The sequence below is a fragment of the Streptomyces taklimakanensis genome (genome assembly GCF_009709575.1).
GTDB lineage: Bacteria > Actinomycetota > Actinomycetes > Streptomycetales > Streptomycetaceae > Streptomyces > Streptomyces taklimakanensis.
The window spans coordinates 3,058,998-3,085,179 of sequence record NZ_WIXO01000001.1 but is presented as its reverse complement, the minus strand read 5'-3'; the positions used below and the strand labels follow the sequence as shown (position 1 = coordinate 3,085,179).

Annotated in this window: 22 protein-coding genes, 1 tRNA gene and 3 pseudogenes; 19 read left to right on the top strand and 7 right to left on the bottom strand. The window is 73.3% G+C overall.

The genetic code is table 11. The annotated features are described in order from the left end of the window. Positions 1-17 precede the first annotated feature (17 nt). Complete coding sequence (locus F0L17_RS27555; protein ID WP_338018076.1) at positions 18-1,064, bottom strand: LAETG motif-containing sortase-dependent surface protein; 1,047 nt, start codon at positions 1,062-1,064, stop codon at positions 18-20. A gap of 204 nt (positions 1,065-1,268) precedes the next feature. Here F0L17_RS27555 and F0L17_RS13440 point away from each other — a divergent pair. From F0L17_RS13440 to F0L17_RS13435, 3 genes and pseudogenes are all read left to right on the top strand, one after another. Beyond that, positions 1,269-1,652: pseudogene (locus F0L17_RS13440) on the top strand (protein spdB); the annotation flags it as partial. Beyond that, positions 1,652-1,998 (top strand): annotated as a pseudogene (locus tag F0L17_RS27550) (RRQRL motif-containing zinc-binding protein). The pseudogenes F0L17_RS13440 and F0L17_RS27550, both read left to right, overlap by 1 nt. Positions 1,999-2,000: 2 nt before the next feature. Then, entirely contained in the window at positions 2,001-2,252 is a 252-nt protein-coding gene (locus F0L17_RS13435) for a hypothetical protein (RefSeq protein ID WP_155071262.1), read from the top strand. 150 nt (positions 2,253-2,402) lie between these two features. Here the strand turns inward: F0L17_RS13435 and F0L17_RS13430 are convergent, their stop codons facing one another. Continuing rightward, the gene (locus F0L17_RS13430) at positions 2,403-2,765 is read right to left on the bottom strand and encodes a hypothetical protein (protein WP_155071261.1); all 363 of its coding nucleotides are present in this window, start codon (positions 2,763-2,765) and stop codon (positions 2,403-2,405) included. A gap of 194 nt (positions 2,766-2,959) precedes the next feature. On the opposite strand from F0L17_RS13430, the pseudogene F0L17_RS27545 reads away from it, so the two are divergent. Beyond that, positions 2,960-3,186, top strand: a pseudogene (locus tag F0L17_RS27545) (ATP-binding protein); the annotation flags it as partial. Positions 3,187-3,239: 53 nt separating this feature from the next. Next, on the top strand, positions 3,240-4,247 hold the full coding sequence (locus tag F0L17_RS13425) for a tyrosine-type recombinase/integrase (RefSeq protein WP_202917871.1): 1,008 nt from the start codon (positions 3,240-3,242) through the stop codon (positions 4,245-4,247). A 141-nt stretch (positions 4,248-4,388) separates the two neighbouring features. Here F0L17_RS13425 and F0L17_RS13420 read toward each other — a convergent pair. Then, a tRNA-Ser gene (locus F0L17_RS13420) sits at positions 4,389-4,475 on the bottom strand. Positions 4,476-4,522: 47 nt separating this feature from the next. Then, positions 4,523-6,193, bottom strand: a complete 1,671-nt coding sequence (locus tag F0L17_RS13415) for a trypsin-like peptidase domain-containing protein (RefSeq protein WP_162466159.1) — start codon at positions 6,191-6,193, stop codon at positions 4,523-4,525. A 177-nt stretch (positions 6,194-6,370) separates the two neighbouring features. Between F0L17_RS13415 and F0L17_RS13410 the strand changes: the two genes are divergently transcribed. From F0L17_RS13410 to F0L17_RS13400, 3 genes are all read left to right on the top strand, one after another. Further along, positions 6,371-7,198 (top strand): glycerophosphodiester phosphodiesterase family protein, encoded by an 828-nt coding sequence (locus F0L17_RS13410; protein ID WP_338018075.1) that lies wholly within the window; start codon positions 6,371-6,373, stop codon positions 7,196-7,198. Between the two features lie 225 nt (positions 7,199-7,423). Further along, a complete protein-coding gene (locus F0L17_RS13405; RefSeq protein ID WP_162466158.1) occupies positions 7,424-7,909 on the top strand; it encodes an ATP-binding protein in 486 nt (161 codons plus the stop codon). Between the two features lie 106 nt (positions 7,910-8,015). Then, on the top strand, positions 8,016-8,984 hold the full coding sequence (locus F0L17_RS13400; RefSeq protein WP_155071258.1) for a DUF5926 family protein: 969 nt from the start codon (positions 8,016-8,018) through the stop codon (positions 8,982-8,984). Between the two features lie 241 nt (positions 8,985-9,225). Here the strand turns inward: F0L17_RS13400 and F0L17_RS13395 are convergent, their stop codons facing one another. Together F0L17_RS13395 and F0L17_RS13390 are read right to left on the bottom strand one after the other, a co-directional pair. Then, positions 9,226-9,804 carry a hypothetical protein gene (locus F0L17_RS13395; RefSeq protein ID WP_155071257.1) on the bottom strand — a complete coding sequence of 193 codons (579 nt, stop codon included), beginning with the start codon at positions 9,802-9,804 and terminating at the stop codon, positions 9,226-9,228. A 345-nt stretch (positions 9,805-10,149) separates the two neighbouring features. Further along, entirely contained in the window at positions 10,150-10,836 is a 687-nt protein-coding gene (locus tag F0L17_RS13390) for a bifunctional DNA primase/polymerase (RefSeq protein WP_155071256.1), read from the bottom strand. A gap of 750 nt (positions 10,837-11,586) precedes the next feature. On the opposite strand from F0L17_RS13390, the gene F0L17_RS13385 reads away from it, so the two are divergent. Both F0L17_RS13385 and F0L17_RS13380 read left to right on the top strand, forming a co-directional pair. Then, entirely contained in the window at positions 11,587-13,134 is a 1,548-nt protein-coding gene (locus F0L17_RS13385) for a PP2C family protein-serine/threonine phosphatase (RefSeq protein ID WP_202917870.1), read from the top strand. 157 nt (positions 13,135-13,291) lie between these two features. Beyond that, entirely contained in the window at positions 13,292-14,776 is a 1,485-nt protein-coding gene (locus F0L17_RS13380) for an aminopeptidase P N-terminal domain-containing protein (protein ID WP_162466157.1), read from the top strand. A gap of 135 nt (positions 14,777-14,911) precedes the next feature. Here the strand turns inward: F0L17_RS13380 and F0L17_RS13375 are convergent, their stop codons facing one another. Continuing rightward, positions 14,912-15,559, bottom strand: a complete 648-nt coding sequence (locus F0L17_RS13375) for an ATP-binding protein (RefSeq protein ID WP_155071255.1) — start codon at positions 15,557-15,559, stop codon at positions 14,912-14,914. Between the two features lie 237 nt (positions 15,560-15,796). Here F0L17_RS13375 and F0L17_RS13370 point away from each other — a divergent pair, with 237 nt between their 5' ends. The 9 genes from F0L17_RS13370 (at position 15,797) to F0L17_RS13330 (ending at position 26,178) form a co-directional block, all read left to right on the top strand. After that, complete coding sequence (locus tag F0L17_RS13370) at positions 15,797-16,696, top strand: hypothetical protein (protein ID WP_155071254.1); 900 nt, start codon at positions 15,797-15,799, stop codon at positions 16,694-16,696. A 223-nt stretch (positions 16,697-16,919) separates the two neighbouring features. Next, positions 16,920-17,723 (top strand): YcnI family copper-binding membrane protein, encoded by an 804-nt coding sequence (locus F0L17_RS13365; protein WP_155071253.1) that lies wholly within the window; start codon positions 16,920-16,922, stop codon positions 17,721-17,723. Positions 17,724-17,845: 122 nt separating this feature from the next. Then, on the top strand, positions 17,846-18,553 hold the full coding sequence (locus tag F0L17_RS13360; RefSeq protein WP_155071252.1) for an SCO family protein: 708 nt from the start codon (positions 17,846-17,848) through the stop codon (positions 18,551-18,553). Continuing rightward, positions 18,550-19,020 (top strand): copper chaperone PCu(A)C domain-containing protein, encoded by a 471-nt coding sequence (locus F0L17_RS13355; protein ID WP_162466156.1) that lies wholly within the window; start codon positions 18,550-18,552, stop codon positions 19,018-19,020. Before F0L17_RS13360 ends, F0L17_RS13355 begins: the two co-directional genes overlap by 4 nt. Positions 19,021-19,057: 37 nt before the next feature. Beyond that, positions 19,058-21,097: a copper resistance CopC/CopD family protein gene (locus tag F0L17_RS13350; protein ID WP_155071251.1), complete on the top strand. Its 2,040-nt coding sequence runs from the start codon at positions 19,058-19,060 to the stop codon at positions 21,095-21,097. Between the two features lie 77 nt (positions 21,098-21,174). Next, positions 21,175-22,440 (top strand): iron uptake transporter deferrochelatase/peroxidase subunit, encoded by a 1,266-nt coding sequence (gene efeB / locus F0L17_RS13345; protein WP_155071250.1) that lies wholly within the window; start codon positions 21,175-21,177, stop codon positions 22,438-22,440. 42 nt (positions 22,441-22,482) lie between these two features. Further along, positions 22,483-23,421, top strand: a complete 939-nt coding sequence (gene pheA, locus F0L17_RS13340) for a prephenate dehydratase (RefSeq protein ID WP_155071249.1) — start codon at positions 22,483-22,485, stop codon at positions 23,419-23,421. Between the two features lie 649 nt (positions 23,422-24,070). Next, on the top strand, positions 24,071-25,348 hold the full coding sequence (gene serS, locus F0L17_RS13335) for a serine--tRNA ligase (protein WP_162466155.1): 1,278 nt from the start codon (positions 24,071-24,073) through the stop codon (positions 25,346-25,348). Beyond that, positions 25,345-26,178 carry an HAD-IIB family hydrolase gene (locus F0L17_RS13330; protein ID WP_162466154.1) on the top strand — a complete coding sequence of 278 codons (834 nt, stop codon included), beginning with the start codon at positions 25,345-25,347 and terminating at the stop codon, positions 26,176-26,178. Before serS ends, F0L17_RS13330 begins: the two co-directional genes overlap by 4 nt. The last annotated feature ends 4 nt before the right edge of the window (positions 26,179-26,182 follow it).

Below are 26,182 nucleotides of genomic sequence, written 5' to 3'. Positions count from 1 at the left end.
CGTCACGGCCGGCGCCGTCAGACGGCGGCCTGGGCACCGTCCGTCCTGCGGCGACGGACGAGGAAGATCGCTCCGGCGCCGACCGCCATGGTCACACCGCCGATCAGGGCGATCGTCGGCAGCGCGGAGGACGAACCGGTCTCGGCCAGGGAGCCCTGGAGATCGATCTCGGTGTCGCCCACGGGCTTGACGGAGGGGACCGGCTTCTTGGCCCCGCCCTGCGGCTTGGCGCCGGGGACCTCGCCGGGCTCGGCTCCGGCCTTGAGGACCTCGAACTCGTAGTAGCTGTCGTCGCCGGCGTAGACGCACTCGCCCGCGTCGTTGGCGTACAGGCCGACGCTGACGGCGAAGCCCAGTCCGACCGGGGCGGAGGCGTCCACGCTCAGGCGCAGGTCGACGCTGTAGGAGGTGTGGGCCTTGACGTCGCTGTAGCCGACGTAACCGGCACCCTCGTCGTTCTCGTCGAGGGAGATGTTCCGCCAGGCGCCGGTGGCCGGGTCCCGGTACTGCAACGTCAGGTGACCGGTGGTCACCTCCCAGCTCGCCTCGTCGATCTGCGCGGTGAAGACCCCGAAGTCGACGCGCCGGTAGTCGGTGTCCGAGTTGTTGGCGACGTTCAGCTTGAAGGTGTGGAAGCCGCTGCCCGCGACGACCTTGGAGGGCAGTCCGGACAGGCTGGTGCGCAGGTCCTCGTCGACGAGGAGTTCCTCGCCCTCGTCGCTGCACTCCACCGGTCCCTCGCCCGGGGACGGCTCGTCGGAGGGGGAGGGCGAGGCGGCCGGGGTGGAGGGCATCGGCGACGGGGTACTCCCGTCCTGCTCCCCCTCATCCTCGGCGGACTCCTCCGTCGGCTCCCCCGTCTCCTCGACCGGCTCCTCCGTCCCCTCCTCGATCCCTTCGGCCGGAGTCTCGGTGACGACCTCCGCGTCCGGAGTCTCGACGGGGGTTTCGGCCGGAACGTTCGTGGAGACGCTCGGCTCCGGCGTCCCCTGGGTCGCGTGGGCCACGGGCGCGACAAGCAGCGCGGCGGGCGCGACGACGGCCGATACGACAGCGGTCGCCACAGCATGGCGAAGCTTCATGAAGACCTCTTCTGGGTCCAAGTGCCACGGACGGCACCAACAGGTAGCGGCCGGACGCCCTCGGAAGAGCAGTGCGGCGCGGCCGTGTGAACACTTGTGTGACTCAGGAGGTGTTTCAACGGTTGTACGCACAAACCGGACTATGGTGTGTGTTGTTCGTCACAGCGGCCGACTCCTCCTCACGTCGAGGTGCGGTTGACGGCCGTGACGGCGGCCGGTGCCCGCGTCCAGGCGAAGACGGCGCAGACCCTTGCCGGGGCATGGTCGATGCTGGAGACGGCCCGGCAGGGTGAGGAGACCGGCCGGGCGCTGACCAGCGTGACGGGCCGCGTCACACCCGGCGACACGGCCCGCTGGGAGCTTCCCATGTGGGGACCGACCGAACCGGTTCCGGCACTGGAGACGGCCGCTCCGGCGCTCACGGACGAGGCGCTGGACGCGCTGGTCCACCAGATCCGGCACAGCCAGACCCCGCCCCTGTCCTACCGGGAGATGGCCACCCGCTTCCGCGCGGCCGGCCACTCCGCCTCCGAGGTCCGCCTGCGGGTCGCCTGGAAGCGCGTCGCCTGATGGGCGCACTACCGGTGTTCCGGTGGCGCCTGGCCCCCGACGGTTACGCCACCCGCCGCCAACTGCGGGCGCGCGGTCTGCGGCCCGGCGGTCAGGGCGTGGCCGCGCAGCTCGAACGGCCGCGCCGCCGCCGGGGGCCGCTGGTCGCCCACCTCTACCGCGTCGACCTGGCCAAGCCGGTGCGGCCGATGACCCCGGGCCGGTGGGCGGGCTCGCAGCGGCGAACGCCGCCCACCGCACCTGCCCGCAGTGCCGAACCGATGCGGGCTACGTCATCCCGCCCTCGCTCGGCATGCGCGTGCCCTGCGCCTACCCCGACCCCGCCGACTCCCCGAGGAGTGCCTGATCATGGGCAACGCCGACATCCGTCGTCTGGACCGCGTGATTCAGGCGACCACGAAGAAGCTGGAAGCGGGCCGCCGGGGTGAGTGGTGGCCGCTGAACGGCCACGAGCGCCGGGCGATGGCCCGCGCCCTGGCCGGTGGCGCCTACAAGGTCGCCCGGGGCCGCAGCGCCGACCGCGCCGAGGAGCGCATGGACAGCAGCTCGGCCGGAATGCGGCTGAACTCGGAGCTGACCGCGCTGCACGGCGAGCGGTAGCGGCTCATCACCGAGGCCGCCCGCGCCAAGGCGGTCAAAAAGTTTTCCGGCTGGTGACGACCATCGGATCGCTCTGCGCCGCGCCCGGCCGCTAGGCAAAACCGGCTGGTACGGGCGACGACCGGTAGAGCGTTCCGCGGCTTTGCCCTCTCAACCAGCGGCCAATGTGCGCCACTTGTCTGAGTGCATGAAAGGTGTCACCACGATGGTCTGGAAAGGTCCCGGGGTGCGGAAGGCGATCACCAGCTCGCCCGGCTCGTCACCGTCGCGCACTCCGGCGATCTGGGATCGAGAGGTTCGCCAGCCGCCGTCCGCGGCCGTGAGTTCCGAGTTCGCTGTGAAGTGCACGTGGTCGTCGTAGACCTCCAATACACCCGCAACCCCCTGGCGGACTCCGGATGCCTCGTAAGCGGTGGCATCGGCGACCAGAGCGTGCCCGGAGTTCACCGCATCGACGATTCGCTCGATCTGGGCGCTCGCTTTGCGACTGCGCCACCACCTGCGAACTCCCACACGGTTCTCCGTTCTCTACTCGCCGAGCTGCCCCAGCAGTGTGCATCACCAGGGTGACCAGGCAGTACGCGGGATGCACGTGGTCCTCATGTCTGCCCGCCGGCCACGGCACCGTCTCATGTGCGCCGACCCCGGCCATCCCTGGCGCCCTCTCCTCAACTGCTTCCTTCCTGCTGCGACAGGAGCATCCCCTCATGGGTGACAACATCGTTCACCTGCACAAGAACACCGAACCGGCCGCCGACACGGCCACCGTGACCACCCTCACGGTCGCGCCGGACGCGCCGCCGGCCCGGCCCATACCGCTGTGGGTCCGCTCCGGCCGCGCGGTGAAGAGGGCCGCCACGCACGAGCGCACGAAGGTGGCCCCGTCCGCGCAACGGCCCGGCACGGCCTCTACACCCTCAACGGCGGGCGGGTTCATCACCGTGCGCCCCCACTACATCGACGACGCGAGGGGCGCCGAAACCGGATGTGCTCCGCAGGTCGCTCTACGCCTGGGCGTTCCGCGCGGCGCCGGGGAGCGACGGCACTCTCGCCTCCCTCGCGGACACGACGGAACTCCCGGCGGACGTGCGGGCCGCCCTCGTGTGGGTCGAGAAGCACTCGCTCAAGGTGACCGAGGCGGCCCGGCCGGAGCGGATGCGGGCGGCCCTGGACGCCCTCTCGCGGAAGCTGGACGGGACACCGGCCGCCGACAACAAGCGCATGGTGCTCAGCAACGCCCTGCGCTACGCGGTGGAGAGGGGCGTTCTCTCCACCAACCCGCTCACCCGGGTCGACTGGACTCCCCCGGCCCGTGACGACGAAGTCGACTTCCGCTACGTGCCCAACCCCCGGCAGGCGGCGGCGCCCATCGACGCGGTACGGGAGCAGGGCGAGCGGGGCGCCCACCTCGCCCCGTTCTTCGGCTGCCTGTACTACGCGGCCATGCGACCGTCCGAGATCGCCGCACTGCGGGCCGCGGACTGTCGGCTGCCCGAGGAAGGCTGGGGAGAGCTGATCCTCGCGGGCAGCCGGCCGGAGGTCGGCTCGGGGTGGACCGACGACGGCGAGTCCTACGAACAGCGCGGGCTCAAGCGCCGGGCGCGCCGGTCCACCCGGCCCGTGCCGATCCCGCCCGTCCTCACGGCGATGCTGCGCGAGCACATCGAGGCGTACGGCACGACGGAGGACGGCCGGCTCTTCCGCGCGGCCAAGGGCGGCCGCGTCCGGTCCACCGAGTACTGCGAACTCTGGGACGCCGCCCGCGAGAAGGCGCTGTCGAAGGCCGAGGCCGCGACCCCGCTCGCGGACGTCCCCTACTCCCTCCGGCACGCCGGAGTCTCACTGTGGATCAACTCCGGTGTGGACCCGGTGGAGGTGGCCCGACGGGCGGGCCACAGTCTCACCGTCCTGTTCCGCTTCTACGCCAAGATCCTGCGCGGTCAGCAGTCGCTCGCCAACCAGCTCATCGAGAAGGGGCTGAGCGGCGGCGCGTGACCGGGATCCTGGCCCATGGATGGCCCACACGCGCTGGTCAACGGCGGGATACCGGCGGCCCGGGGTCAGACAGGGCGAACGCCGAAGGGGCGCCTCCCGGTGAGGGGCGCCCCTTCTGAGCTGCTGGTTCGTTCACCTCGGCGGAGGCTGTGGGATTTGAACCCACGGTGGTGTCGCCACCACGACGGTTTTCAAGACCGTTCCCTTAGGCCGCTCGGGCAAGCCTCCCCACGCCGCGCCGTGCGGTGCGGCGTGGGGACAGCCTAACCGGTCCGTCAGTCTCCCTTGCGGGAACCCAGCGTCAGCTCGGTCTTGGTCTCCTTGCCGTCGCGCTCGTAGGTGAGGGAGATCTCCTCGCCCGGTTCGTGGGCCCAGATCTCGCTGATCAGGGTCGGACCGCTGTCGATCGAGACGCCGTCCAGGCGCGTGATCACGTCGCCCGGCCGCAGGCCGGCCCGGTCGGCCGGACCGCCCGGCGTGATCGGCTCACTGCCGTCGCCGGTGTTCTCGATGATGCGGGCGCCGTCGCCCTGGACGCGCAGGTCGACCTGGACGCCGATGACCGGGTAGACCGGTTCGCCGGTCTCGATCAGGGTCTTGCCCACGCGCTGGGCCTGGTTGATCGGGATGGCGAAGCCGAGGCCGATGCTGCCCGGCGTGCCCTGGCCGAGGCCACCGCCGGCCGACTGGATCGCGGAGTTGATGCCGATCACCGCGCCCTCGGCGTTGAGCAGGGGGCCGCCGGAGTTGCCGGGGTTGATGGAGGCGTCCGTCTGGAGGGCGCTCATGTAGGACGCCTGGGAGCCCTGGCCGTCGCTGGAGGCCACGGGGCGGTTCTTGGCGCTGATGATGCCGGTGGTGACGGTGCCGGACAGGCCGTACGGGGCGCCGATCGCGATCGTCGCGTCGCCGACCTGGACCTTGTCGGAGTCGCCCAACGGCAGCGGGGTGAGTTCGGCGTCCCCGGCGTTCCTGAGTTTGATGACGGCGACGTCGTAGCCCTGGGCGCGGCCGACGACCTCGGCCTCGTACTTGCGGCCGTCGGAGAAGGTGGCGGTCAGTTCGCCCCCGTCGGCGGCGCTGGCCACCACGTGGTTGTTGGTCATGATGTGGCCCTGCTTGTCGTAGACGAAGCCGGTGCCGGTGCCGCTCTCCCCGCCGCCCTCGGCCTCGATCGTCACGACGCTGGGCAGGGCCTTGGCCGCGATCCCGGCGACGGAGTCGGGGGCGCGGTTGACCTGTTCGAGGTTGCCGCCGGAGGAGATGGTCGTCGAGGTGTTCTCGGCGCGGTCGGCGGCCCAGAAGCCGATGCCCGTGCCGACGCCGCCCGCGAGGAGGGCGGCGACCAGGATGGCGGCGATCAGGCCGCCGCCCAGCCGGCGCTTGCGCTCCGGGGGCGGCGGGGGCGTGAAGGGGGCGCCCCAGGCGGAGTGGGGGGCGCCGTAGCCGTCGTGACCGCCCGGGAAGCCCCACTGCCCGGCCTGCTGGGGCTGTTGGTGCGGTTGGTGCTGCTGTGCCTCGTGCGGGGCGGTGTGGGCCTGGGGCGGCGGGGCGGGGGACGCCGCGGGCGGGGGGGTGGTCTGCTGTGCCGTCGACGGCTCGTGCTGCGGGGATGGCTGCGCCGAAGGGTGGGGGCGGTCCTGCGGGGGCTCCGCCTCGGGGTCGATCTTCCGCAGGTGGGTCGTCGCCGCGTCGCCGTCGGACGTCGGGGGGGCGGGGGGCTCGGGGGAGGGCGCCGGCGGCGCCGGCTCCGGGGCGGGCGCGGGCGCGGAGGCGGGGGCGGGCGCGGAGGCGGGGGCGGGCGCCTGGAGGTCGTAGTCCTCCGACGGGGTGTCGGGTGTCCTGGGCGCGGCGGCGTCGTTCGCGCCGGACCCGTCGGCCGGCGGGTGCGGCACGGGGGCGCCGGCCGCCGGGTTCTCGGCCGCGCCCTCGTTCTCGGTGCTCACAGCTCTCTCCTCAGGTACACGACAGCGCACGTCTCGTGGGCGGCGTGCGGCGTATTCGGATGTGGTGCCAGCTTCTCCCAGGCTCCGTCAGGCCGGCGTAAACGCGACCGCCCGTCCGGACGCGTACCCGGGCGCGGGCGATCCACGGCGCAGGGAACGGAGTGGCACCATAACGCGGTGAGCTACGGAAACCTCCGGGGATCGTCCGGCTCCCGCCGCCCCATCTCCGTCATCGCCCACCGCGGCGCCTCCGAGGACGCGCCGGAGCACACCCTGGCCGCGTACCGCAGGGCCATCGAGGACGGGGCCGACGCCCTGGAGTGCGACGTGCGGCTCACCGCCGACGGGCACCTGGTCTGTGTGCACGATCGTCGCGTCAACCGTACCTCCAACGGGCGCGGCGCCGTCTCCGCGTTGGAGCTGGCCGACCTGGCCGCGCTGGACTTCGGTTCCTGGAAGGGCCGAGCCGATTCGCACGAGTCGCCGGAGCGCGAGAGCCGCGACCACACCTCCGTGCTGACCCTGGAGCGACTGCTGCGCCTGGTGGAGGAGCAGGCCGCCGCCGGACGACGCGTGGAACTGGCCGTGGAGACCAAGCACCCCACCCGGTGGGCGGGGCAGGTCGAGGAGGAGTTGCTGCGGGTGCTCGCCCGCCACGGTCCGACCTTCCCCGTGCGCGTGATGAGCTTCTCGGCCCGCTCGCTGCACCGGGTGCGGGAGGCGGCGCCGTGGCTTCCGACCGTCTACCTGATGCAGTTCCTGCTGCCGCGCCACCGCGACGGGCGGCTGCCTCCGGGGGTGGGGATCGCCGGCCCGAGCATCCGGATCCTGCGCGGCCATCCCGAGTACGTGGCGCTCGCGCACAGCCTGGGCCACCAGGTGCACGTGTGGACGGTGGACGATCCGGCCGACGTGGAGCTGTGCGCGGTGCTCGGGGTGGACGCGATCATCACCAACCGGCCCCGGCGCGTGCTGGAGCAACTGGCCGCGCGGGAGGAGGCGTAGGGGGCCCGTTCCGGAAGGAGCGGCGGTGTGCGGTACGGGGGGCGCGCTCCGGCGTGTCCCGGCGCCTCCGGTTGCTCCCCGGGGGCGTACCCCGGCGCACGGCGGATCGCCGGCGGTGGTGGAGCTTCGGTGAGGGGTGCGTCACGGGACCGGTCCGTCCGGTTTCCGGCCATGGACAAAGGGGCATTCATCACGTGGCGTGGGGCGAAGAAGGAGGTCTCGGGGGTGGCGTTGGTGGTTGCACAGGAGGCGCCGACGTCGTCGACGATGGCCGTGCCCCACGGCCCCGCGGGCGTGGGAGCGGCGAGGCGCCGGATGCGCGAGGAACTCCTCGGCTCCGGGACGCCCGAAGCGGTCGTGGACGACGCGGTTCTGATCCTTTCCGAACTCCTCAGCAACGCGTACCGGCACGCCCGCCCACTGGGCACGGGCGACTGCGTGCGCGCGGCATGGGGCCGTACGGCCGACGGCGGGGTGAGGGTCTCCGTCACGGACGGCGGGGGCCCGACGCGCCCACGCCCGTCCAACCCGTCGGTGACGGCGCGGGGCGGCAGGGGGTTGTCGATCATCACTTCCCTCGCCCGCGACTGGGGCGTGCGGGACGGCGTGTCCGGCGGTGTGACGGTCTGGGCGGTCGTGGCGCCGTCCGAGGGCGGTGGCTTCGGTCCGGACATGGAGTTCGACCTGGCGGGTCTGGAGGACATCGCGTGACGGCGTAGGCGTTTCGGGTGGCTCCCGTCGCGTGCTCGGACGGCCCGGCCCACAGGGGCTAGGCTCGCGCCGACAAGCGTCCGTACGACCGGGAGAACCGCACGCCATGGCCAAGAAGCGCCGCCCCCAGACCAAGGCCGCCAAGCCGCAGCTCGTCGACGGCGAGGTCCCCGTCGTCGGTGCCCGCGAGCCCTGCCCCTGTGGGTCCGGCCGTCGCTACAAGGCCTGCCACGGGCGTGCCGCCGCCCAGGCGGTGACCGAGCTGGTGCGCCGGCCGTTCGAAGGACTGCCCGGGGAGTGCGACTGGGTCGCGCTGCGCGAGCTGGTGCCCGCCGCGACCGTGCCGCTGAAGTTGAGGGACGGACTGCCCGAGGACGTCCCCTCCGTGACGCTGGCGACCGTCCTGCCCATGGCCTGGCCCGCGCTGCGCCGCGACGACGGCGCCGTGCTGCTCGGGTTGCAGAACGACACCCCCTCCGGTGACGTCAGCCGTGACCTGGCCGACGTGCTCCGGCGTGCCCTGACGGCGCGGCCGGGCACCCCGGTGGCCGCCGAGCGCACGGGTGCCGACGCGCCGCGGCTCCAGGACCTGCTGGATGTGGAGGCGCCCTTCGTGCCCGAGGTGCACGACGGCTTCGAGTTCTGGGTGGAGGACGCGGCGAACCAGAGTCCGGAGGTGGCCGCCTCACTGGAACGCGCCAATTCGGCCGCCCTGCCGACTGCTCGTCTGGGGGTTGTGGAGGCCGCCTACTGGTGCGAGACCCCGGAGAAGAACCACCTGCGCTGGGTCATGCCGCACCCGGAGGACGAGTTGCTGGACGCGCTGGCCCGGCTGCACGCCGCGGGCGCCTCGTCGCTTGGCGAGGGCACTCGGCTGGTGGGCTCCTTCCGGGCGCACGGGCTCCTGGTTCCGGTGTGGGACCTGCCCGTTTCGATGCGCGCGGAGGACTGCGAGAAACCCGCCGCGGCGTTCGCCGAGCGGCTCGGGGAGGCGCTGGCGACCGATGGCCCGCTGTCGGCGGACGAACGCCGGGCGCGCAACGGGTTCACCAACCGCCAGATCACTCTCAACTGAGAGACGATTCAAAATGGAACGACCCGGGAATTCATAGAGTGATTCCCGTCACAACGGGGTGTATCCGCAGGTAAATCGACGGCTTGAAGAGAGCGGTGGAATTTGCGAACGGCCCATAACTTGTTACCGTTCTAGCAGCCCGGTCGCTGGTGCATCCCCCGTCGCCAGCGACCGGGTCTTTCCATGTCCGCCCGCGTGTCGGCTCCCCCCGGGCACATCGGGCGTCGCGCCGACTCCCGTGTCACGGAGCGAATTCGCTACCGGAACGCAGCAGCAGCCCCTCACCGTCCGGTGCCGCGACCTCCGCGATCGCCGTGTACGGATCGGCCTCGGGCTCCTTCTCCCGATCGTCTTCTCGTGTTCTTTCCGTTCCACGGCGCGGGGTGTCGCATACCCCCGATCCACCCGCCGCGGGCATTTCGCAGGAAACGGTCACCGAATGGCCGCCGGGGCCGAGGAGACTGAGAGCGCCGTACAACGGTTCGCCGGTGGTGTTCCGGTAGTACATCCGGCCCCAGGTCACCCCGTTCCGGGACAGCACACAGGTCTGCGCCCCAACGCCCCGGGGGGCCGTGGAGGGCCGACCGCAGACGGCGGTGACCTCCGACGGACCGGCGCCGGGGACGGGCCCGGAGGGTGCGGACGGGGCCGGGGTGGTGACGGCGGCGGCCGGACGCGAACGGCCACCGGCTCCCTCCGCCGACGCCGGACCGTCCTGTCCGGCGGTCGCCACGGCGAGCGGCAGGATCGCCGCGAGCGCCACCCCACTGGCGAGCGCGATCGCGCGGAGGTTGGAGGCGCACTGCTGTGGCTCGTCCATGGGCGTCCACCTGTCAACTCGCTGGAGGGGGAGAGCTTTTCACGCTCCTCGGCGGACCCGAACATATCGGGAGAAAGACGGCACTCACGGGGACAGAGTGCCTGTTTCCCTCCATCTCGGACGCGCTGCTACCCGTACGAGTGAACGCGAGGGCGGACGACCGGCCCCGCCGGGCGCGGGCGGAGGGGACGGGCGGAGGGGTGGGAAGACGAGGGCGGGCCGTGGCGGCCGGGAGCCGGCCGCCGGTGGCCCGTGAGTCGTGCGCCTGTGGTGGTGCCGAGGGAGGGAACGGAGGAACGGGACGGGAGTGCGGGAGAGAAGGCCGATGGGACGGAACGGCGCCGGTCAGTACGCCAGTCGGCTGCCGGTGTCCGGCACCTGCGCGCTGGCCCGCACCAGTACGTCCGCCAACGGCTCCATCCGCGGCAGCCACGGGGCTCCGCCGTTCCCCGCCGACGGCGGCCTCTCCCACCGGACCTCTCCGGCCCCGATGCGCGACGGCGGCAGCGGGACGTAGCCGCCCTCGCCGTGGAAGCGCAGCGAACTGGGCACCCAGTCCTGGGCGTAGAGCAACTCGCCCAACTCCTGCAGGTCGTACGGCGCCACCAGCAGCGCGAAGCGGGTCGGAGTGGCCACCACCGGGCCGGTGCGCAGCCCGAGACGGTCGAACTCCTCCAACGCGCGGGCCCCGGCGGCGGCCGGGAGGCTCACCGCACAGGGGGCGCGGCCGCCGGTGGCCAGGAGGACCGGCGCGTCGGACCGGTTCGTCCACCACCAGCGCACCATGCGCTCATCGGTGGTCGCGGCCAACAGTTCGGGATCGAAGGGGTGGGCGCCCGGCACGACGCAGTCGGGCCGCGGGCAGGAACAACGCCCCGTCGGCTGCCCGGACCGGCGTACGGTCGTGCGCCGGGTGGAATTCCGCGGGGGCACACCGGGCACCACGGGCCACCCCCACCGTGTGGCGTAGACGAGTGCCGCGTTCCGCAGCGCCCAGCGGGTCATGCGTCGCCTTCCGAGGATCTCGCGCATCAGCGCTCGTTCCTTTCCGTAACGCCAAAAATCGACAAGGACCTGACAGAAACGGGGGTCCGTGACGGCCGCCCCGTCCCTCACACCTGTTGCATCTGTGGATCTCGGTGACCGCACGCGCGCGGCCGGAGCAGCGCGTCACCGTGTCGTTTCCGGTGACCGGCCGGACGTCCCGTGCCCGCGGGTCGGGCGTGGTGCGCGACGGAACGGTGCGTGCGCCCGGCTCGGCGCGTCCGGCGGGACGTCCGTACGCGGTGGGCCGTCGGTGGCGAGCGGAGGACTTCGCCGTCGTACGTCCGTGCCACCCGGCGACCGCTCCGCCGACCGTGCCCTGATCTCTTCGCCCGTACGGAGCGCGCCCCGCACTCTCTCGTGGGACGCCCCGGTTCGCCGCCGGGTTCCGCCGCGGTCCGAACGCCGCCGACCGCCCCGCTTCCTCTTGCCGTACGTAACCCACGTACCCACAACGACCGTGATGACGCGTTGTCGTGCAGACGTCAGTCGACCGTGCACCGGTCGATCCATGATGCATTTTCGGCCAAGCTTACGACCCCGTGGGGAACCGTGTCCCGTCCTTCGCGCATCCCCGTGTGACAACCGGGTCCCAGGGACATCGGCCGGCCCGCCGGTGCAGTGCTGGACATTGCGTCATCAGGGCGTGTACACCTGAATACATCGATGGCGGAGCAGCACGACATGGGGGTTTGCGATGCTGTTGAGGATGCTGATCCGCGGTGAGGGTCGCTGCCCATGAGTGCCCAGCAGCCGCCGAAACTGGCCGGAATCGATTCACCTGCCCCTCCTCCCCAGCACACTGCCCCGCACCCCTCCGCCTCACAGACCGCCCGATCCGCCGTTCCGCCCGCCTCCCCCGAGCCGCGCCGGACGCCGCCGATCGACGATCCGGCCCTGACGCGTCCCGTGGACCAGCTCGCCGCCGTACAGGACCGGCTCGCCGGCTGGATCTCCGACCTCACCACCCTCCACGACCTCACCGAACGCCTGGTGCGGACCGACACCCTGGACGGCGCGGTGCGCGAGGCGCTCGGTGCCGGGGCCTCCCTCGTGGGCGCCCGGCGCGGGCTGATCACCCTGACGCCCTCCACCGCCCACGGCGACGGTGACGGCGACCACCACGGGCTCGGCCCCGACACCACCGTCGGGTTGGGCCTGGGCGCGGCGGACCTCGGTCACATCGAGACCATCCCGCGCGAGTCCTCCTCCTTCGCCCGTCTCCTCGACGGACTGCCCGGGGCCGGCGCCAAGGACGGCCAGGACGGCGCGGGCGCCCCCCGGGAGATCGCCAACCCCCACATCGCCGAGGACGCCGACCTCGACCCACGCCACCGCGAGGTCGCCGCCCGGCTCGGTTTCGCCGCCAGTTACGCCGTCCCGCTGGAGACCGAGGCCGCCGGGCGCATCGGCGTCGCCGTCTGGCTCTACGACGAGCCCGCCCAGCCCTCCGAGCGCCAACGCCACCTGCTCGGCCTGTACGTGCGGCACGCCGCCGAGCACATCGCCCGCCAACTCGACCTCACCCGTGCCCGTTCCACCGCGGACACCGTGCGCGAAGGGCTGCTCCCGTCCCGGCTGCCCCGCGTGCCCGGCGTGCGGTTGGCGGTGCGGCACCGCACCGGGCCGCGCGGCGGCGGCGACTGGTACGACGCGCTGCCACTGCCCGAGGGCGCGCTCGGGCTGTCCGTGGGCGGGGTCACCGGCTCCGGACCGGACGCGCTGGCCGCCATGGGGCGGCTGCGGGCGTCGCTGCGCGCGTACGCGGTGATGGAGGGGGAGGACCCGGTGGCGGTCCTGTCCGACCTGGAACTGCTGCTGCGGCTGACGGAACCGGCACGGTCGGCGACCGCGCTGTTCGGGTACGCCGAGCGGACCGGGACGGTGGGCGGGCCGACGGGTTCCGGGGCCGGCGCCAGGGTCGTGCTGGCCGGGGCCGGACACTGCCCGCCACTGATCGTCGGGCCGCGGCGCACCGAGGTCGTGGAGACCACGCTCTCCGCTCCGCTGGGCATGCTCGCCTGCTGGGAGGCGCCCAGCGTCGAGGTGCGCCTGGCCCCCGGGGAAACGCTCCTGCTCTACAGCGACGGCCTGCTGCACCGCACCGGCGAGCCGATGGACCGGGCCTTCTCCCGGCTCCGGGCCGCCGCCGTCGCCGCGGCGCCGGCCGTCCGGGAGGACCCCGAGGCGCTGCTGGACCACCTCCTGAGCACCGTGCTGCCCGACGGACGGGCCGACGACCCCGACAGCCCCGAGGACGTCGTCCTGCTGGCCGCGCGCTTCTGAACCGCGGCCCCTCCGCTGGAACGCGGCTCCGAACCTCCTCCCTCGGGGCCCGCCCCGGTCCCCGTCACGACCGTTCCGGGACGCCCGCGACGGGCCCGACCTACGATGGGAGACGGCCCGCACCCGGCCCACACCACCAGTACGAGGAGGCAGCGACGTGGCTGACCAGCAGACCCCGGAGACCCCGGAGGAGCAGGGCGAACCCACCGAGCCCACGGCGGAGGAGCCGATCAAGCAGCGCAAGAACGGCCTGTACCCGGGCGTCTCCGACGAACTCGCCGAGAACATGCGGACCGGCTGGGCGGACACCGAGCTGCGCGACCTGGAGCCGATCCCCCAGGCCGACCGCACCGCCGAGCGGCGCGCGAAGCTCTCCGCCCGCTTCCCCGGCGAGCGCCTGGTGATTCCCGCGGGCACCCTCAAGACCCGCTCGAACGACACCGACTACCCCTTCCGGGCCTCCGTCGAGTACGCCTACCTCACCGGCAACCAGACGGAGAACGGCGTCCTGGTCATGGAGCCCCGGAACGACGGCGGCCACGACGCGGTCCTCTACCTGCTGCCCCGCTCCGACCGGGAGAACGGCGAGTTCTGGCTCGACGGCCAGGGCGAGCTGTGGGTGGGCCGTCGGCACAGCCTGGCCGAGGCCGAGCGGCTCCACGGCCTGCCGTGCGAGGACGTGCGCACCGTCGCCGACGTGCTGCGGGAGGCCAGGGGCGACGTCCGCGTGGTGCGCGGCCACGACGCCGGGGTCGAGGCCGCCCTGGCCGACAAGGTGACCGCCGAGCGCGACGAGGAGTTGAGGGTCTTCCTCTCCGAGATGCGTCTGGTGAAGGACGACTTCGAGGTCGGCGAGCTGCAGAAGGCCGTCGACTCCACCGTGCGCGGCTTCGAGGACGTCGTGCGCGTCCTGGACAAGGCCCAGGCCACCTCCGAGCGCTACATCGAGGGCACCTTCTTCCTGCGCGCCCGCGTGGAGGGCAACGACGTCGGCTACGGCTCCATCTGCGCCGCCGGCCCGCACGCCACCACCCTGCACTGGGTGCGCAACGACGGTCCGGTCCGCCCCGGTGACCTGCTGCTGCTGGACGCGGGCGTGGAGACCCACACCCTCTACACCGCCGACGTCACCCGCACCCTGCCGATCAACGGCCGTTTCACCGACCTCCAGCGGAAGATCTACGACGCGGTGTACGACGCGCAGGAGGCGGGCATCGCGGCGGTGAAGCCGGGCGCGAAGTACCAGGACTTCCACCGTGCCGCGCAGCGCGTGCTGACGGAGCGGCTGGTGGAGTGGGGCCTGGTGGAGGGGCCGGTCGAGCGGGTCCTGGAGCTGGGGCTCCAGCGGCGCTGGACGCTGCACGGCACCGGGCACATGCTCGGCATGGACGTCCACGACTGCGCCGTCGCGCGCCGTGAGGCGTACGCCGAGGGAACGCTGGAGCCGGGCATGTGCCTGACCGTCGAGCCGGGGCTGTACTTCCAGGCCGACGACCTGACGGTGCCCGAGGAGTACCGGGGCATCGGCGTGCGCATCGAGGACGACATCCTCGTCACCGAGGACGGCAACCGGAACCTCTCGGCGGCGCTGCCGCGCCGTGCGGACGAGGTCGAGGCCTGGATGGCCCGGCTGCGCGGTTGATCCGCCTCGGGGTGTCCTGGGTGGAGGCCTGGGTGGAGTCCCGGGCCGGTTCGGTCCGGCGACGGGAGGGGGCGCGGGGATCCCCGCGCCCCCTCCCGTTTGGTGTGCGGCTTCCCCTCTCCGGTGATGCGCGGGTCAGGACGCCTTGAGCAGCGCGTCCTTCTTCCACTTGAGGAGTTTGTCGAAGCAGACCACCGCGCCGTCGCCCGGTCGGTTGCGGAAGTCGACGTGGTCGGCGAGGGCCTTGATCAGGAACAGGCCCCGGCCGTGCTCCGGAGCATGACCACCGTCGTGCGGGCCGTCGTGCCCGCCGGCGGGTGCTCCGCGGCCGGTCCCGTCGTGGGAGAAGCCGACGCTCCCGGCGAGCAGCGGGCCGAGCGGGTTCGGCGCCGTGCGGCCACTGGCGCCGCCCACCTCGTCCGCGCTGTTGACGGTGCTCCGGGGGGCGGCGTTCGTGGTGTCCGTGGCGTTCGTGGTGTCGGTGACGTGCGGTGCGCCACCCGGTACCTCCCCGAAACCCGGCCCGTGATCGGTGACCTCGATGCGACACATGTCGTCATCGATGAACGCCGTCACGTGGTACTCCCCGGCGCCCGACCGCCCGGGATCCCCCGGCCCGCCGTGCTCGACCGCGTTCGCGCACGCCTCGGAGAGCGCGATCGACAGGTCGTAGGAGACGTCGGGATCGACGCCCGCCGTCTCCATCGCGCCGAGCAGGAGGCGCCGGGCGAGCGGGACGCTCGCGGCCTCACGCCGCAAGTGGAGGGACCACCAGATGCTCATGCTCAGCCTCCTGGCCGCGGCTCGACATACCCTCACGTATTGCCCGGGTCGGCGGCGGTAAGCCCGGGGGCGGGACGCCACCGCTCGTTCGGCGGATGAAACGAGTACCGCAAGATACGTAAAAGAGATGAATTATCCCCAACGCTCCGCTCCTCACCGGCCACGGAGTGTCAGCGGGGTGCTCGGGACGGACGCCCCGTGTTCCTCTCGGGGCGGTGGTGAGAAGATGGCCCGGTCATGAGAGCCCCCGTCGCGCGAGCCGGCGCCGACCTGCGACTGCTGCGAGCCGTGGTGTTCGCCGCGGTCTGCGTCACGCTGTCCGCGACCGGGCACGTCCTCGCGGCCGGGCAGGGGCTTCCCGCCTGGGCGTTGGCCGCGGGCTTCGCGGCCGTCCTCGCCGTCGCCGTGCCGTCGGCCGGACGCGAGCGCGGCCTGCCGGGCATCACGGCCCTGTTGACGCTCGGGCAGACCGGGCTGCATCTGCTCTTCTCCACCGCGCAGACCTCGCCGCCGACCGGGGGCTCCGCCTCGGGCGGCGGCGACCGCGACGGGGTGATCGCCCTGGCCGCGCGGCTGCTGTGCGGCGGCGGGTCCGCCACCGGTCTGACGGAGGCCGAGGCCCGGCGCGTCGTCGCCGAGGCCGGGCTCTCCGGCACGGCTCCCGGGTCCGCCACCGAGGCCGCGGCCCGGAGCACGGCGTTCCACGGTGGTCACGGTCTGACCGCGCCCGCCCCCGGTCCCGAGGCGGCCGGCACGGCCGCCGAGTGCCTCCAGGCGGCGGTGCGCACCGCCCTGTCGTTGCTCTCCGGCCCCATGGTGCTCGGTCACCTGCTCGCCGCGTTCGCCGTGGGGTGGATGCTGCGCCGGGGCGACGCCGCCCTGTGGCGGTTGGTGCGGTTGTCGGGCCACCTCACCGACGAGCTCGCCGACGTGCTGCTCGTACGGGCTCTGCGCGCGGCGCTGCGCTGGGCGCGGGTCCTGTGTCGGGGGATGTCGCCCGACGGGGCCGTGCCACCCCGCGTCCCGCGCGGCGGCGGGGCCGAGGACGCCGTGCCGCCTGCCCCACCGCTGCTGGCGCACTCGGTGGTCCGGCGCGGGCCGCCCGTCTCCCGGCACGACCTCGCCCTCGCGGCCTGACGCGCACGCCCCCACTTCCGTCTCCGGAGGACGTGGTGCGCGCGCCACGCCGCGCGCACCACGCCCAGGCTCGATCCGACCCGGGGCGCACGCCCCGCGCACTGCACACGGTCGGCACCACCGCGCGAACACCAGGCGCGGCGGCGCACGACGGTGCCCGTGCGCCCGTGCGCCCGGCCGCCGGAGGAGCGTTCCCTCCCGACGTACGAGGAGTGTCACCAGCATGCAGTTCCCCACCCGGTTCGCGCTGCCGTCCCTGCCCTCCGCCCGCCGGTTGGCCGCGGTCGGCGCCACCGTCGCGGCCTGCGCCGTCGCGCTCGCCGGACCCGCGGCCGCCCACGTCTCCGTCAACCCCGAGACGGCCGAGCAGGGCGGCTACGCCACCATCAACTTCAAGGTCCCCAACGAGCGCGACAACGCCTCCACCGTGAAGCTGGAGGTCACCTTCCCCGCCGACCACCCGCTCTCCTCGGTGATGCCGCAGCCGGTCCCCGGCTGGGAGGTGGAGGTCACCAGGACCAAGCTGGACGAGCCGCTGGAGGTCCACGGCCGGAAGGTCGACGAGGCCCCCTCCAAGATCACTTGGACGGAGACCGGGGGCGGCATCGAGCCGGGCACCTTCCAGCAGTTCCCCGTCTCCGTCGGACAACTGCCCGAGGACGTGGACCACCTCGTGCTCAAGGCCGTCCAGACGTACAGCAACGAGGAGGTCGTGCGCTGGATCGAGGAGCCGGTCGAGGGCGGGGAGGAGCCGGAGAGTCCGGCCCCCGTGCTGAAGCTGGTCCCGCCCGCCGACGGTGACGGAGGCCACGGCGCCCCGGCCGACGAGGCCTCCGACACCGAAGGCGATGCCGCCGACTCCGACGGCGCCGCGGAGAACGCCGGCGCCGCGGAGAACACCGCGTCCGACGGGTCCTCCGGCGCCACCGACACCACCGCCCGCGTCCTCGCCGTCATCGGCATCGTCGTCGGCGCCGGCGGCGTCGCCTTCGGTGTCCTGGCCGGACGACGCCGCACCACCGCCTGACGCCGCCCGCGCCGTCCGGCGGCCCGGCCCGTCCCCCCACCCGCTCCCGGGCGGGGCGGGCGGTCCGGGCCGCCGGGCCCGCGCGCGACACCACCACCATCCCGAGGAAGAAACGAACCACCATGCACCGCACCACGCGCCGCCACCCCCGGCGCACCCGGCCCACCGCCCTTCCCGCCCGCCGCGCGCTCGGGCTCGCGCTCGCCGGCGCGCTGCTCGCCACGGGCGCCACCGCCTGCGGCTCCGGCGGGGAGGACGGGTCCGACCGGGCCCGGACCGCCGCGGAGGCCACCGACTCCGTCAAGCGCGGCACCGTCCTGTCCAACCCCTTCGACAAGCCCGACCTCGTCCTCACCGACACCGAGGGCGAGAGCTACGACCTGGTCGAGGAGACCGCCGGGCACCCGACGCTGATCTACTTCGGCTACACCCACTGCCCCGACGTCTGCCCGCTGACGATGAGCAACATCGCCGTCGCCAAGTCCGAGCTGCCCGAGGCGGAGCAGGAGAAGCTGCGCGTCGTCTTCGTCACCTCCGACCCCGAGCGCGACACCCCCGAGTCGCTCGGCACGTGGCTGCGCGCCCAGGACCCGGACTTCATCGGGCTCACCGGCGACTTCGACACCATCCAGGCCGGCGCCCGCGACCTGGGCATCGGTCTGGAGCCCCCGGTGGTGGAGGAGGACGGCGACGTCGTCTCCTCCCACGGCACCCAGGTGCTCGCCTTCCTGCCGAAGGACGACAAGGCGCACGTGCTGTACACCTCCGACGTTCCCGTCGAGGTGTACCAGCAGGACCTGCCCAAGCTGGTGAAGGGGGAGCTGCCGTGAACCGACGGCCGCGCGCCCGCCGCGCGCTCGGGCTCGCGCTCGCCGGCGCGCTGCTCGCCACGGGCGCCACCGCCTGCGGCTCCGGCGACGGGGGGAGCGCAGACGCCCCACGACTGACCGTCGAGGGCGCCTACATGCCCGAGCCGGTGACCGCCGACACCGCCGGCGGTTTCCTGGTCATCCACAACGACGGCGGTACGGACGACGCCCTCACCTCGGCGAGCAGCGACGTCTCCGACGACGTGCAGATCCACACCACCGCCGGCGGGCGGATGCGCCAGGCCCCCTCCCTGCCCGTTCCCGCGGGCGGTTCCCTGGAGCTCGGCCGCGGTGGCGACCACCTGATGTTCATGGAGCTCGACCACCAGCCCACCGAGGGCGAGACGGTCCCGGTGGAGCTGCGCTTCGAGAAGTCCGACCCCATCAGGGTCGAGGTCCCGGTCGAAGCGACCAACCACGTCCCCTGACCGCCCCGGCGGTCCCGAAGAGTGAGGTCACCCCGCCATGACCACCGCCACCCCCCACACGGCGTCCCGGCCACCCGGAGCCGCGGCGCGGTCCGCGCCGTCCGTCCGCGCCGTCCTGACGGTCCTCCTGCTCGCCGCGCTGACCGCGCTCGGTCTGCTCGGCGGCGCCGCCCCGGCCGGCGCGCACGCCTCGCTCTCCGGGAGCAGTCCGGAGCAGGGGACGGTGGTCGAGACGGCACCCCGCGAGGTGACGCTCACCTTCACGGAGAGCGTCTCGCTCTCGGAGGACTCCCTCCGCGTCCTGGATCCGGACGGCGAGCGCGTGGACACCGGTGATCCGTCGCCCAGGTCCTCGGACGGCGGGGGGTTCCACTACGGCGTCACCCTCCGCGACGGCCTGGCGGACGGTACGTACACCGTCGCCTGGCGGGCCGTCTCGGCCGACAGCCACCCCATCGCCGGAGGCTTCACCTTCTCCGTCGGCGCTCCGTCGGAGACCTCCGTCACCGTGTCGGGGGAGCAGCCGGGCGGCGGCCCGGTCGGCGTCCTGTACGACATCGCCCGCTACGCCGCCTACGCCGGGTACCTGCTCCTCGTCGGCGGGGTGGTGTTCGTCCTCGCCTGCCGGCCCGGCGCCGCGCGGATCGCCCCGGTCCGGCGCCTGGTGACGGCGGGCTGGACGGCGCTGACCGCCGCCACCATCGCGGCACTGCTGCTGCGGGGCCCCTACACCGGCTCCGGCGGACTCGGCGACGCCCTCGACGCGGACGTGCTCCGGTCGGTCCTCCAGACCCGGCAGGGCACGGCGCTGGTGTCCAGGCTGCTGCTGCTCGCGGGGGCGGCGCTGTTCGTGTCGGTGCTCTTCGGGCCCTACGCGCGACGGTACGCGGACGGGGCCGCCGGCGGCACCGGTGACGAGGACGAGCGGACCCGGCGCGACCTGACCCTCGGCCTCTGTGCCGGCGGCGCGGTGATCGCCGTGGGGATCGCCGCGACCTGGGCCATGGCCGAGCACGCCTCGACCGGCATCCAGACCGGCGTGGCGATCCCGTCCCACATCGCGCACCTGCTCGCCGTCGCCGTCTGGCTGGGCGGGCTGGCGGCCCTGCTCGTCATCCTGTGGCGGGGACCCACCGTCCCCGCCGGGACGGTGCGCCGCTTCTCCCGGCTCGCCCTGGGGAGCGTGGCCGTGCTCGCCCTGACCGGCCTCTACCAGTCCTGGCGGCAGGTGGGCGACTGGTCGGCCCTCACCTCCACCTCGTACGGACGACTGCTGTTGGTCAAGACCGCGTTGGTGGTGCTGATGCTGTCGGCCGCCCGTCTCTCCCGGCGCTGGACCGCGCGCCTGGCCGGCCGTCCGACGGGCGCGGCGGAGGAGCACACCGGGGACGCCGAGGACGCCGGGGAGCGCGGAGCGGCTCCAGCCCGCGTCGGCACGGCCCCCCACGCCGCGTCCGGCCCGACGGACGACCGGGCCCCCGAACCGACCCCCACCCCCGAACGCGCCGCGCAGCTCGCCCGCCAGCGGGCCGCCGTCGACGCCGAACGGCGCAGACGGGAGCGCGACGCCGATCCGACGCGCTCCGGACTGCGGCGCTCGGTGCTCGCCGAGACGGCCGTCGCCGTCGCCGTCCTCCTGGTGACGACCCTGCTCACCGCCACCGAGCCCGCCCGCACCGCCGAGGCCGCCGGGCGCGCCGGCGCGCCGGCCGGACAGCCGGACGTCGGCGACGGGCCCGTCTCGTTGGAGATCCCCTTCGACACCGGCGGGCCCGACGGCAGGGGATCGGCCCGGCTCGACGTCGATCCCGGCCGCAGCGGCGACAACACCGTCCACCTGCGCCTCACCGATCCCGCGGGCGAACCCCTGGACGCACCGGAGGTGAGGGTCTCCTTCACACTGGAGGCGCGGGACGTCGGTCCGCTGACCGTCCCCCTGAACAAGGCCGTCGCGGGCCACTGGTCGTCGTCCCCCGACTTCCAGCTTCCCCTGCCCGGCACCTGGGAGGCCTCCGTGACCGTGCGGACCTCGGACATCGACCAGGTGACCGAGCGCATGACCTTCCTCCTCCCGTGAGCCGCCCCGCCGTCCCCCCTGCCGTCCCCCGAGCCGCACGCCGTCCCGACGGCCCGAGCACCGAGACAGAGAGCACGATGAAGGACCACCACGCCACCCGCCCCGCCGGGGAGCCCACCGGCCCCTCCCGCCGTCGGCTGCTGGGCACCGCCGGGGCGGCCGGCGCCGCCGGGTTGGCGTTCGGCGCGGCCGGCGGCGCCCTGGGAACGGCCGCGGCGACCGAGCGGCCCACCGCCCTGTCCAGTGTCGGCGCCGCCCGCCGGCCCTTCCACGGCGTCCACCAGCCGGGCATCGCCGACCCCGCCCAGGCCCACGGCCACCTGATCGCCTTCGACCTGGCCGCGGACACCGGCCGCACGGAGGCCGCCGCGCTGCTGCGCCGCTGGTCGCGGGCGGCGAGGGCGCTGATGGCGGGCGAGGCGCCGCCCGGCCGGCTGCACGACACCGGCATCGCCCTGGACGCCGGGCCGTCCTCCCTCACCGTCACCTTCGGCTTCGGCCGCACCTTCTTCGACCGCACGGGCCTGACGGCGCGCCGCCCGGCCGCGCTCGAACCGCTGCCGCCGTTCTCCTCGGACGAGCTGGACCCGAAGCGTTCGAACGGCGACCTGTGGATCCAGGTCGGTGCCGACGACTCCCCGGTGGCCTTCCACGCGTTGCGCGCCCTCCAGCGCGAGGCGGCCGGCACGGCGCGGGTGCGGTGGCAGATGACCGGCTTCAACCGCTCCCCCGGCGCCACCGCCTCGCCCCGCACCGCGCGCAACCTGATGGGCCAGGTCGACGGCACCAACAACCCCAGACCGACCGACGAGGACTTCGAGCGGCGGGTCTTCGTGCCCGCCGGCGGCGACCCGGAGTGGATGGCGGGTGGGTCGTACGCGGTGGTGCGACGCATCCGGATGTTGCTGGACGCGTGGGAGGAGGTGCCGCTCGCCGAGCAGGAGAAGGTGATCGGCCGCCGCAGGTCCGACGGCGCCCCGCTGTCGGGCGGCACCGAGACCACGCCCGTCGACCTGGACAAGCGGAACGCGGACGGAGAGCCGGCCGTGGCCGCCGACGCCCACGTACGGGTGACGGCTCCGGAGACGAACGGGGGCGCGGCGATGCTGCGGCGCTCCTTCTCGTACCACGACGGCTTCCGCGACGACGGCGCTCCGGACGCCGGCCTGTTGTTCGTCGCCTGGCAGGCCGATCCGCTGCGGGGTTTCGTGCCGGTGCAGCGGAAGCTGGACCGGGGGGACGCCCTGTCCCGTTTCATCCGGCACGAGGCGAGCGCGTTGTTCGCGGTGCCGGGGGGCGCGCGGGAGGGCGAGTACGTCGGTCAGCGGCTGCTCGAAGGCTGAGACCGGCGGTTGCCGCCTCCGCGGCGGGACTACTGTGGCGGCATGTCACCCGTGAGCCGCTACACGTACCTGGGTCCCGAGGGCACTTTCACCGAGGCCGCGCTCCGTACTCTCCCGGAGGCGGCCACCCGTGAGCTGGTGCCGATGGTGTCGGTGCCCGCCACCCTGGACGCCGTGCGGAACGGGGAGGCCGGTGCCGCGCTGGTGCCGATCGAGAACTCGGTGGAGGGCGGGGTCACCGCGACCGTGGACGAGTTGGCCACCGGTCGGCCCTTGATGATCTACCGCGAGGTACTGCTGCCGATCGCCTTCGCGCTGCTGGCGCGGCCGGGCACCGACCTGGCGTCGGTGAAGACGGTGACCGGGCACCCGGTGGCCCAGCCGCAGGTGCGCCGCTGGCTGGCCGAGCACCTGCCCGACGCGCGGTGGGAGTCGGCGGCCTCCAACGCGGACGGTGCCCGGTTGGTGCAGGAGGGGCGGTACGACGCCGCGTTCGCCGGTGAGTTCGCGGCGGCCACGTACGGGTTGGTGCCGTTGGTCACCGGCATCCACGACGCGGACAACGCGGAGACGCGGTTCGTGCTGGTGGGCCGTCCCGGCCGACCGGCGGCGAGCACGGGCGCGGACAAGACGTCGTTGGTGCTGTGGCTGGGCGACGACCATCCGGGCGCGCTGCTGGAGCTGCTCCAGGAGTTCGCGGTGCGGGGCGTCAACCTGGTGCGGATCGAGTCGCGGCCGACGGGGGAGGGCATCGGTCGGTACTGCTTCTCGGTCGACGCGGAGGGACACATCACCGACCGGCGCGTCGGCGAGGCGTTGATGGGGTTGCGACGGATCTGCCCCGGGGTGCGCTTCCTGGGGTCCTATCCGCGGGCGGGGGTGGACCCGTCCCAGGTGACGCCGTTGCGGCGGGGGACGACGGACGAGGAGTTCGCGGAGGCCGCGGACTGGCTGACGCGCTGCATCGACGGGCGCGGCTGAGGCCCGGGGCGGGGACACCGAACGGGAGCGCCGAACGGGGAGCGCCCGGGGAGGCGGGAGGTCCTGCCCGTTCCGGGATCTCCACAGAGTTATCCACAGGCGCGGCGAACGGCCTGTGCACAACGCGAAATCACGAAACGGACATATTCGACATATGCACCATTAGCCTCTTCTCCTGCCACACCCGGTCAGATCACTTGAGCCCTCCTTGATTCAGGTGATCAACATCCGAGCGGTTGGCATTTCCGTCCGAAAGGGCGTGTAGGAGAGGCGAAAAAGGGGAATCGATGGCCGAGCGCGAATTCCGGCAGGTCACTGGCGTCTCCGTCTTCCACAGCCTCGCGAGTTCTCCTGTGGAAAACTTGACTCAACTTCCCAAGTCTGTGGATAACTTGCTCGGTGGACCCCACCGCGCGCCCTCTTCGCCCCGGCCGCGCGCCCCCGGCGCTCCGACACCCCCGCACTCCCCACCCTCCCGCCGACGTCGCATTCCGTCCACTCCCGCGCCCCGTTTCCCCCGGTACGGTGATGTCGGGAATTCCCTTGACGCGCTCCCCTCCTTTTCTCCAGTAAAGGGCAAAAGCCGCATATCCCCACACAGCCCCGTATCGAGTCGAGCGAGACACCCTCCCCCCGGTACCCTGGCCGCGTGATTGACCTTCGCCTGCTCCGTGAGGACCCCGACCGTGTGCGCGCCTCCCAGCGCGCCCGTGGAGAGGACGTCGACCTCGTCGACGCCCTGCTCTCCGCCGACGAGCGGCGCAGGTCGTCCGGCGTCCGCTTCGACGAACTGCGCGCCGAGCAGAAGCAGCTCGGCAAGCTGATCCCCAAGGCCACCGGCGACGAGAAGGCCGAACTGCTGGAGCGTGCGGGCGAGTTGTCCGCCGCCGTCAAGGCCGCCGACGCCGAACGGGACGAGGCCGAGGCCGAGGCACAGCGGCTGCTCCTGAAGCTGGGCAACCTCGTCCACCCCGACGTCCCCGTGGGCGGCGAGGACGACTTCACCGTCCGCGAGACGTACGGCACCCCCCGCGACTTCGCCGCCGAGGGCTTCGAACCCAAGGACCACCTGGAGCTCGGCCAGGCGCTCGGGGCCATCGACGTCGAGCGCGGCGCCAAGGTCTCCGGCTCGCGCTTCTACTACCTGACCGGTGTCGGCGCCCTGCTGGAGTTGGCCCTGGTCAACGCGGCGATCGCGCAGGCCACCGAGGCGGGCTTCACCCCCATGCTGACCCCGGCGCTGGTCAAGCCGCGCGCCATGGAGGGCACCGGCTTCCTCGGTCAGGCCGCCGAGAACGTCTACCACCTGGAGAAGGACGACTACTACCTCGTCGGCACCTCCGAGGTCCCGCTCGCCGGCTACCACATGGACGAGATCGTCGACGCCGAGAAGCTGCCGCTGCGGTACGCCGGCTTCTCCCCCTGCTTCCGCCGCGAGGCGGGCTCGTACGGCAAGGACACCCGCGGCATCTTCCGCGTCCACCAGTTCGACAAGGTGGAGATGTTCTCCTACGTCGCCCCCGAGGACTCCGAGGCCGAGCACCGGCGGCTGCTGGAGTGGGAGAAGCAGTGGCTGAACTCCCTGGAGCTGCCGTTCCGGGTGATCGACGTGGCCACCGGCGACCTGGGTTCCTCCGCCTCCCGGAAGTTCGACTGCGAGGCGTGGATCCCGACCCAGGGCAAGTACCGCGAGCTGACCTCCGCCTCCAACTGCAACGAGTTCCAGGCCCGCCGGCTGTCCATCCGGATGCGCCAGGAGAAGAAGGTCCGTCCGCTGGCGACGCTCAACGGCACGCTGTGCGCGGTGCCCCGCACCATCGTCGCCCTGCTGGAGAACCACCAGCGGGCCGACGGCTCGGTCCGGGTGCCCGAGGCACTCCGCCCCTACCTGGGTGGGCGCGAGCTCCTGGAACCGGTCGCCGGGTGAGTGCCGAAGCAGCCCCCGGGTTCCCCTTCCGGCTGGTCGCCACCGACCTCGACGGCACGCTGCTGCGCAGCGACCACACCGTCTCGACCCGTACGCGCGACGCGCTCGCCGCCGCCACGGCGGCGGGCGCCGCGCACATCGTCGTCACCGGCCGCTCCGTGCGCTGGACCAAGCACATCCTGGACGACCTGGGCTACGACGGGTTGGCCGTCTGCGGGCAGGGCTCGCAGCTCTACCACGCGGGCGAGCACCGGGTGCTGACCTCGGTCACCCTCGACCGCCGGCAGGCGCGGCTCGCGCTGTCCAAGATCGAGGCCGAGGTCGGCCGGCTGGCCGTGGCCGTCTCGCGGGACGGCGTGGACGGCGACGTGATGTTCGGCCCCGGCTACCGGCTCCAGGGGGAGACCACCCTCCCGTCGACCCTGGTCTCCGGCGAGGACGAGCTGTGGGAACTGCCCGTGAACAAGCTCTACCTCCAGCACCCCGGGGGGATGGGCGACGACGCCCTGGCCGAGGCGGCCCGACGGACCGCGGGCGACCTGGTGAGCGTGGTGGTCTCCGGCGAGGGCATCGTCGAGATGCTGCCGCTGGGCCTGAGCAAGGCCAGGGGCCTGTCGATGGCCGCGCGCCGACTGGGCGCCTCGGCCACCGCCACGATCGCCTTCGGCGACATGCCCAACGACATCCCCATGTTCGCCTGGGCGGCACACGGCGTCGCCATGGGCGGCGCCCACCCCGAGGTGCTGGCGGTCGCCGACGAGGTGACGGCGTCCAACGACGAGGACGGCATCGCGGTCGTCCTGGAGCGCCTGCTCGACGGCGTCCGCTGAGGTC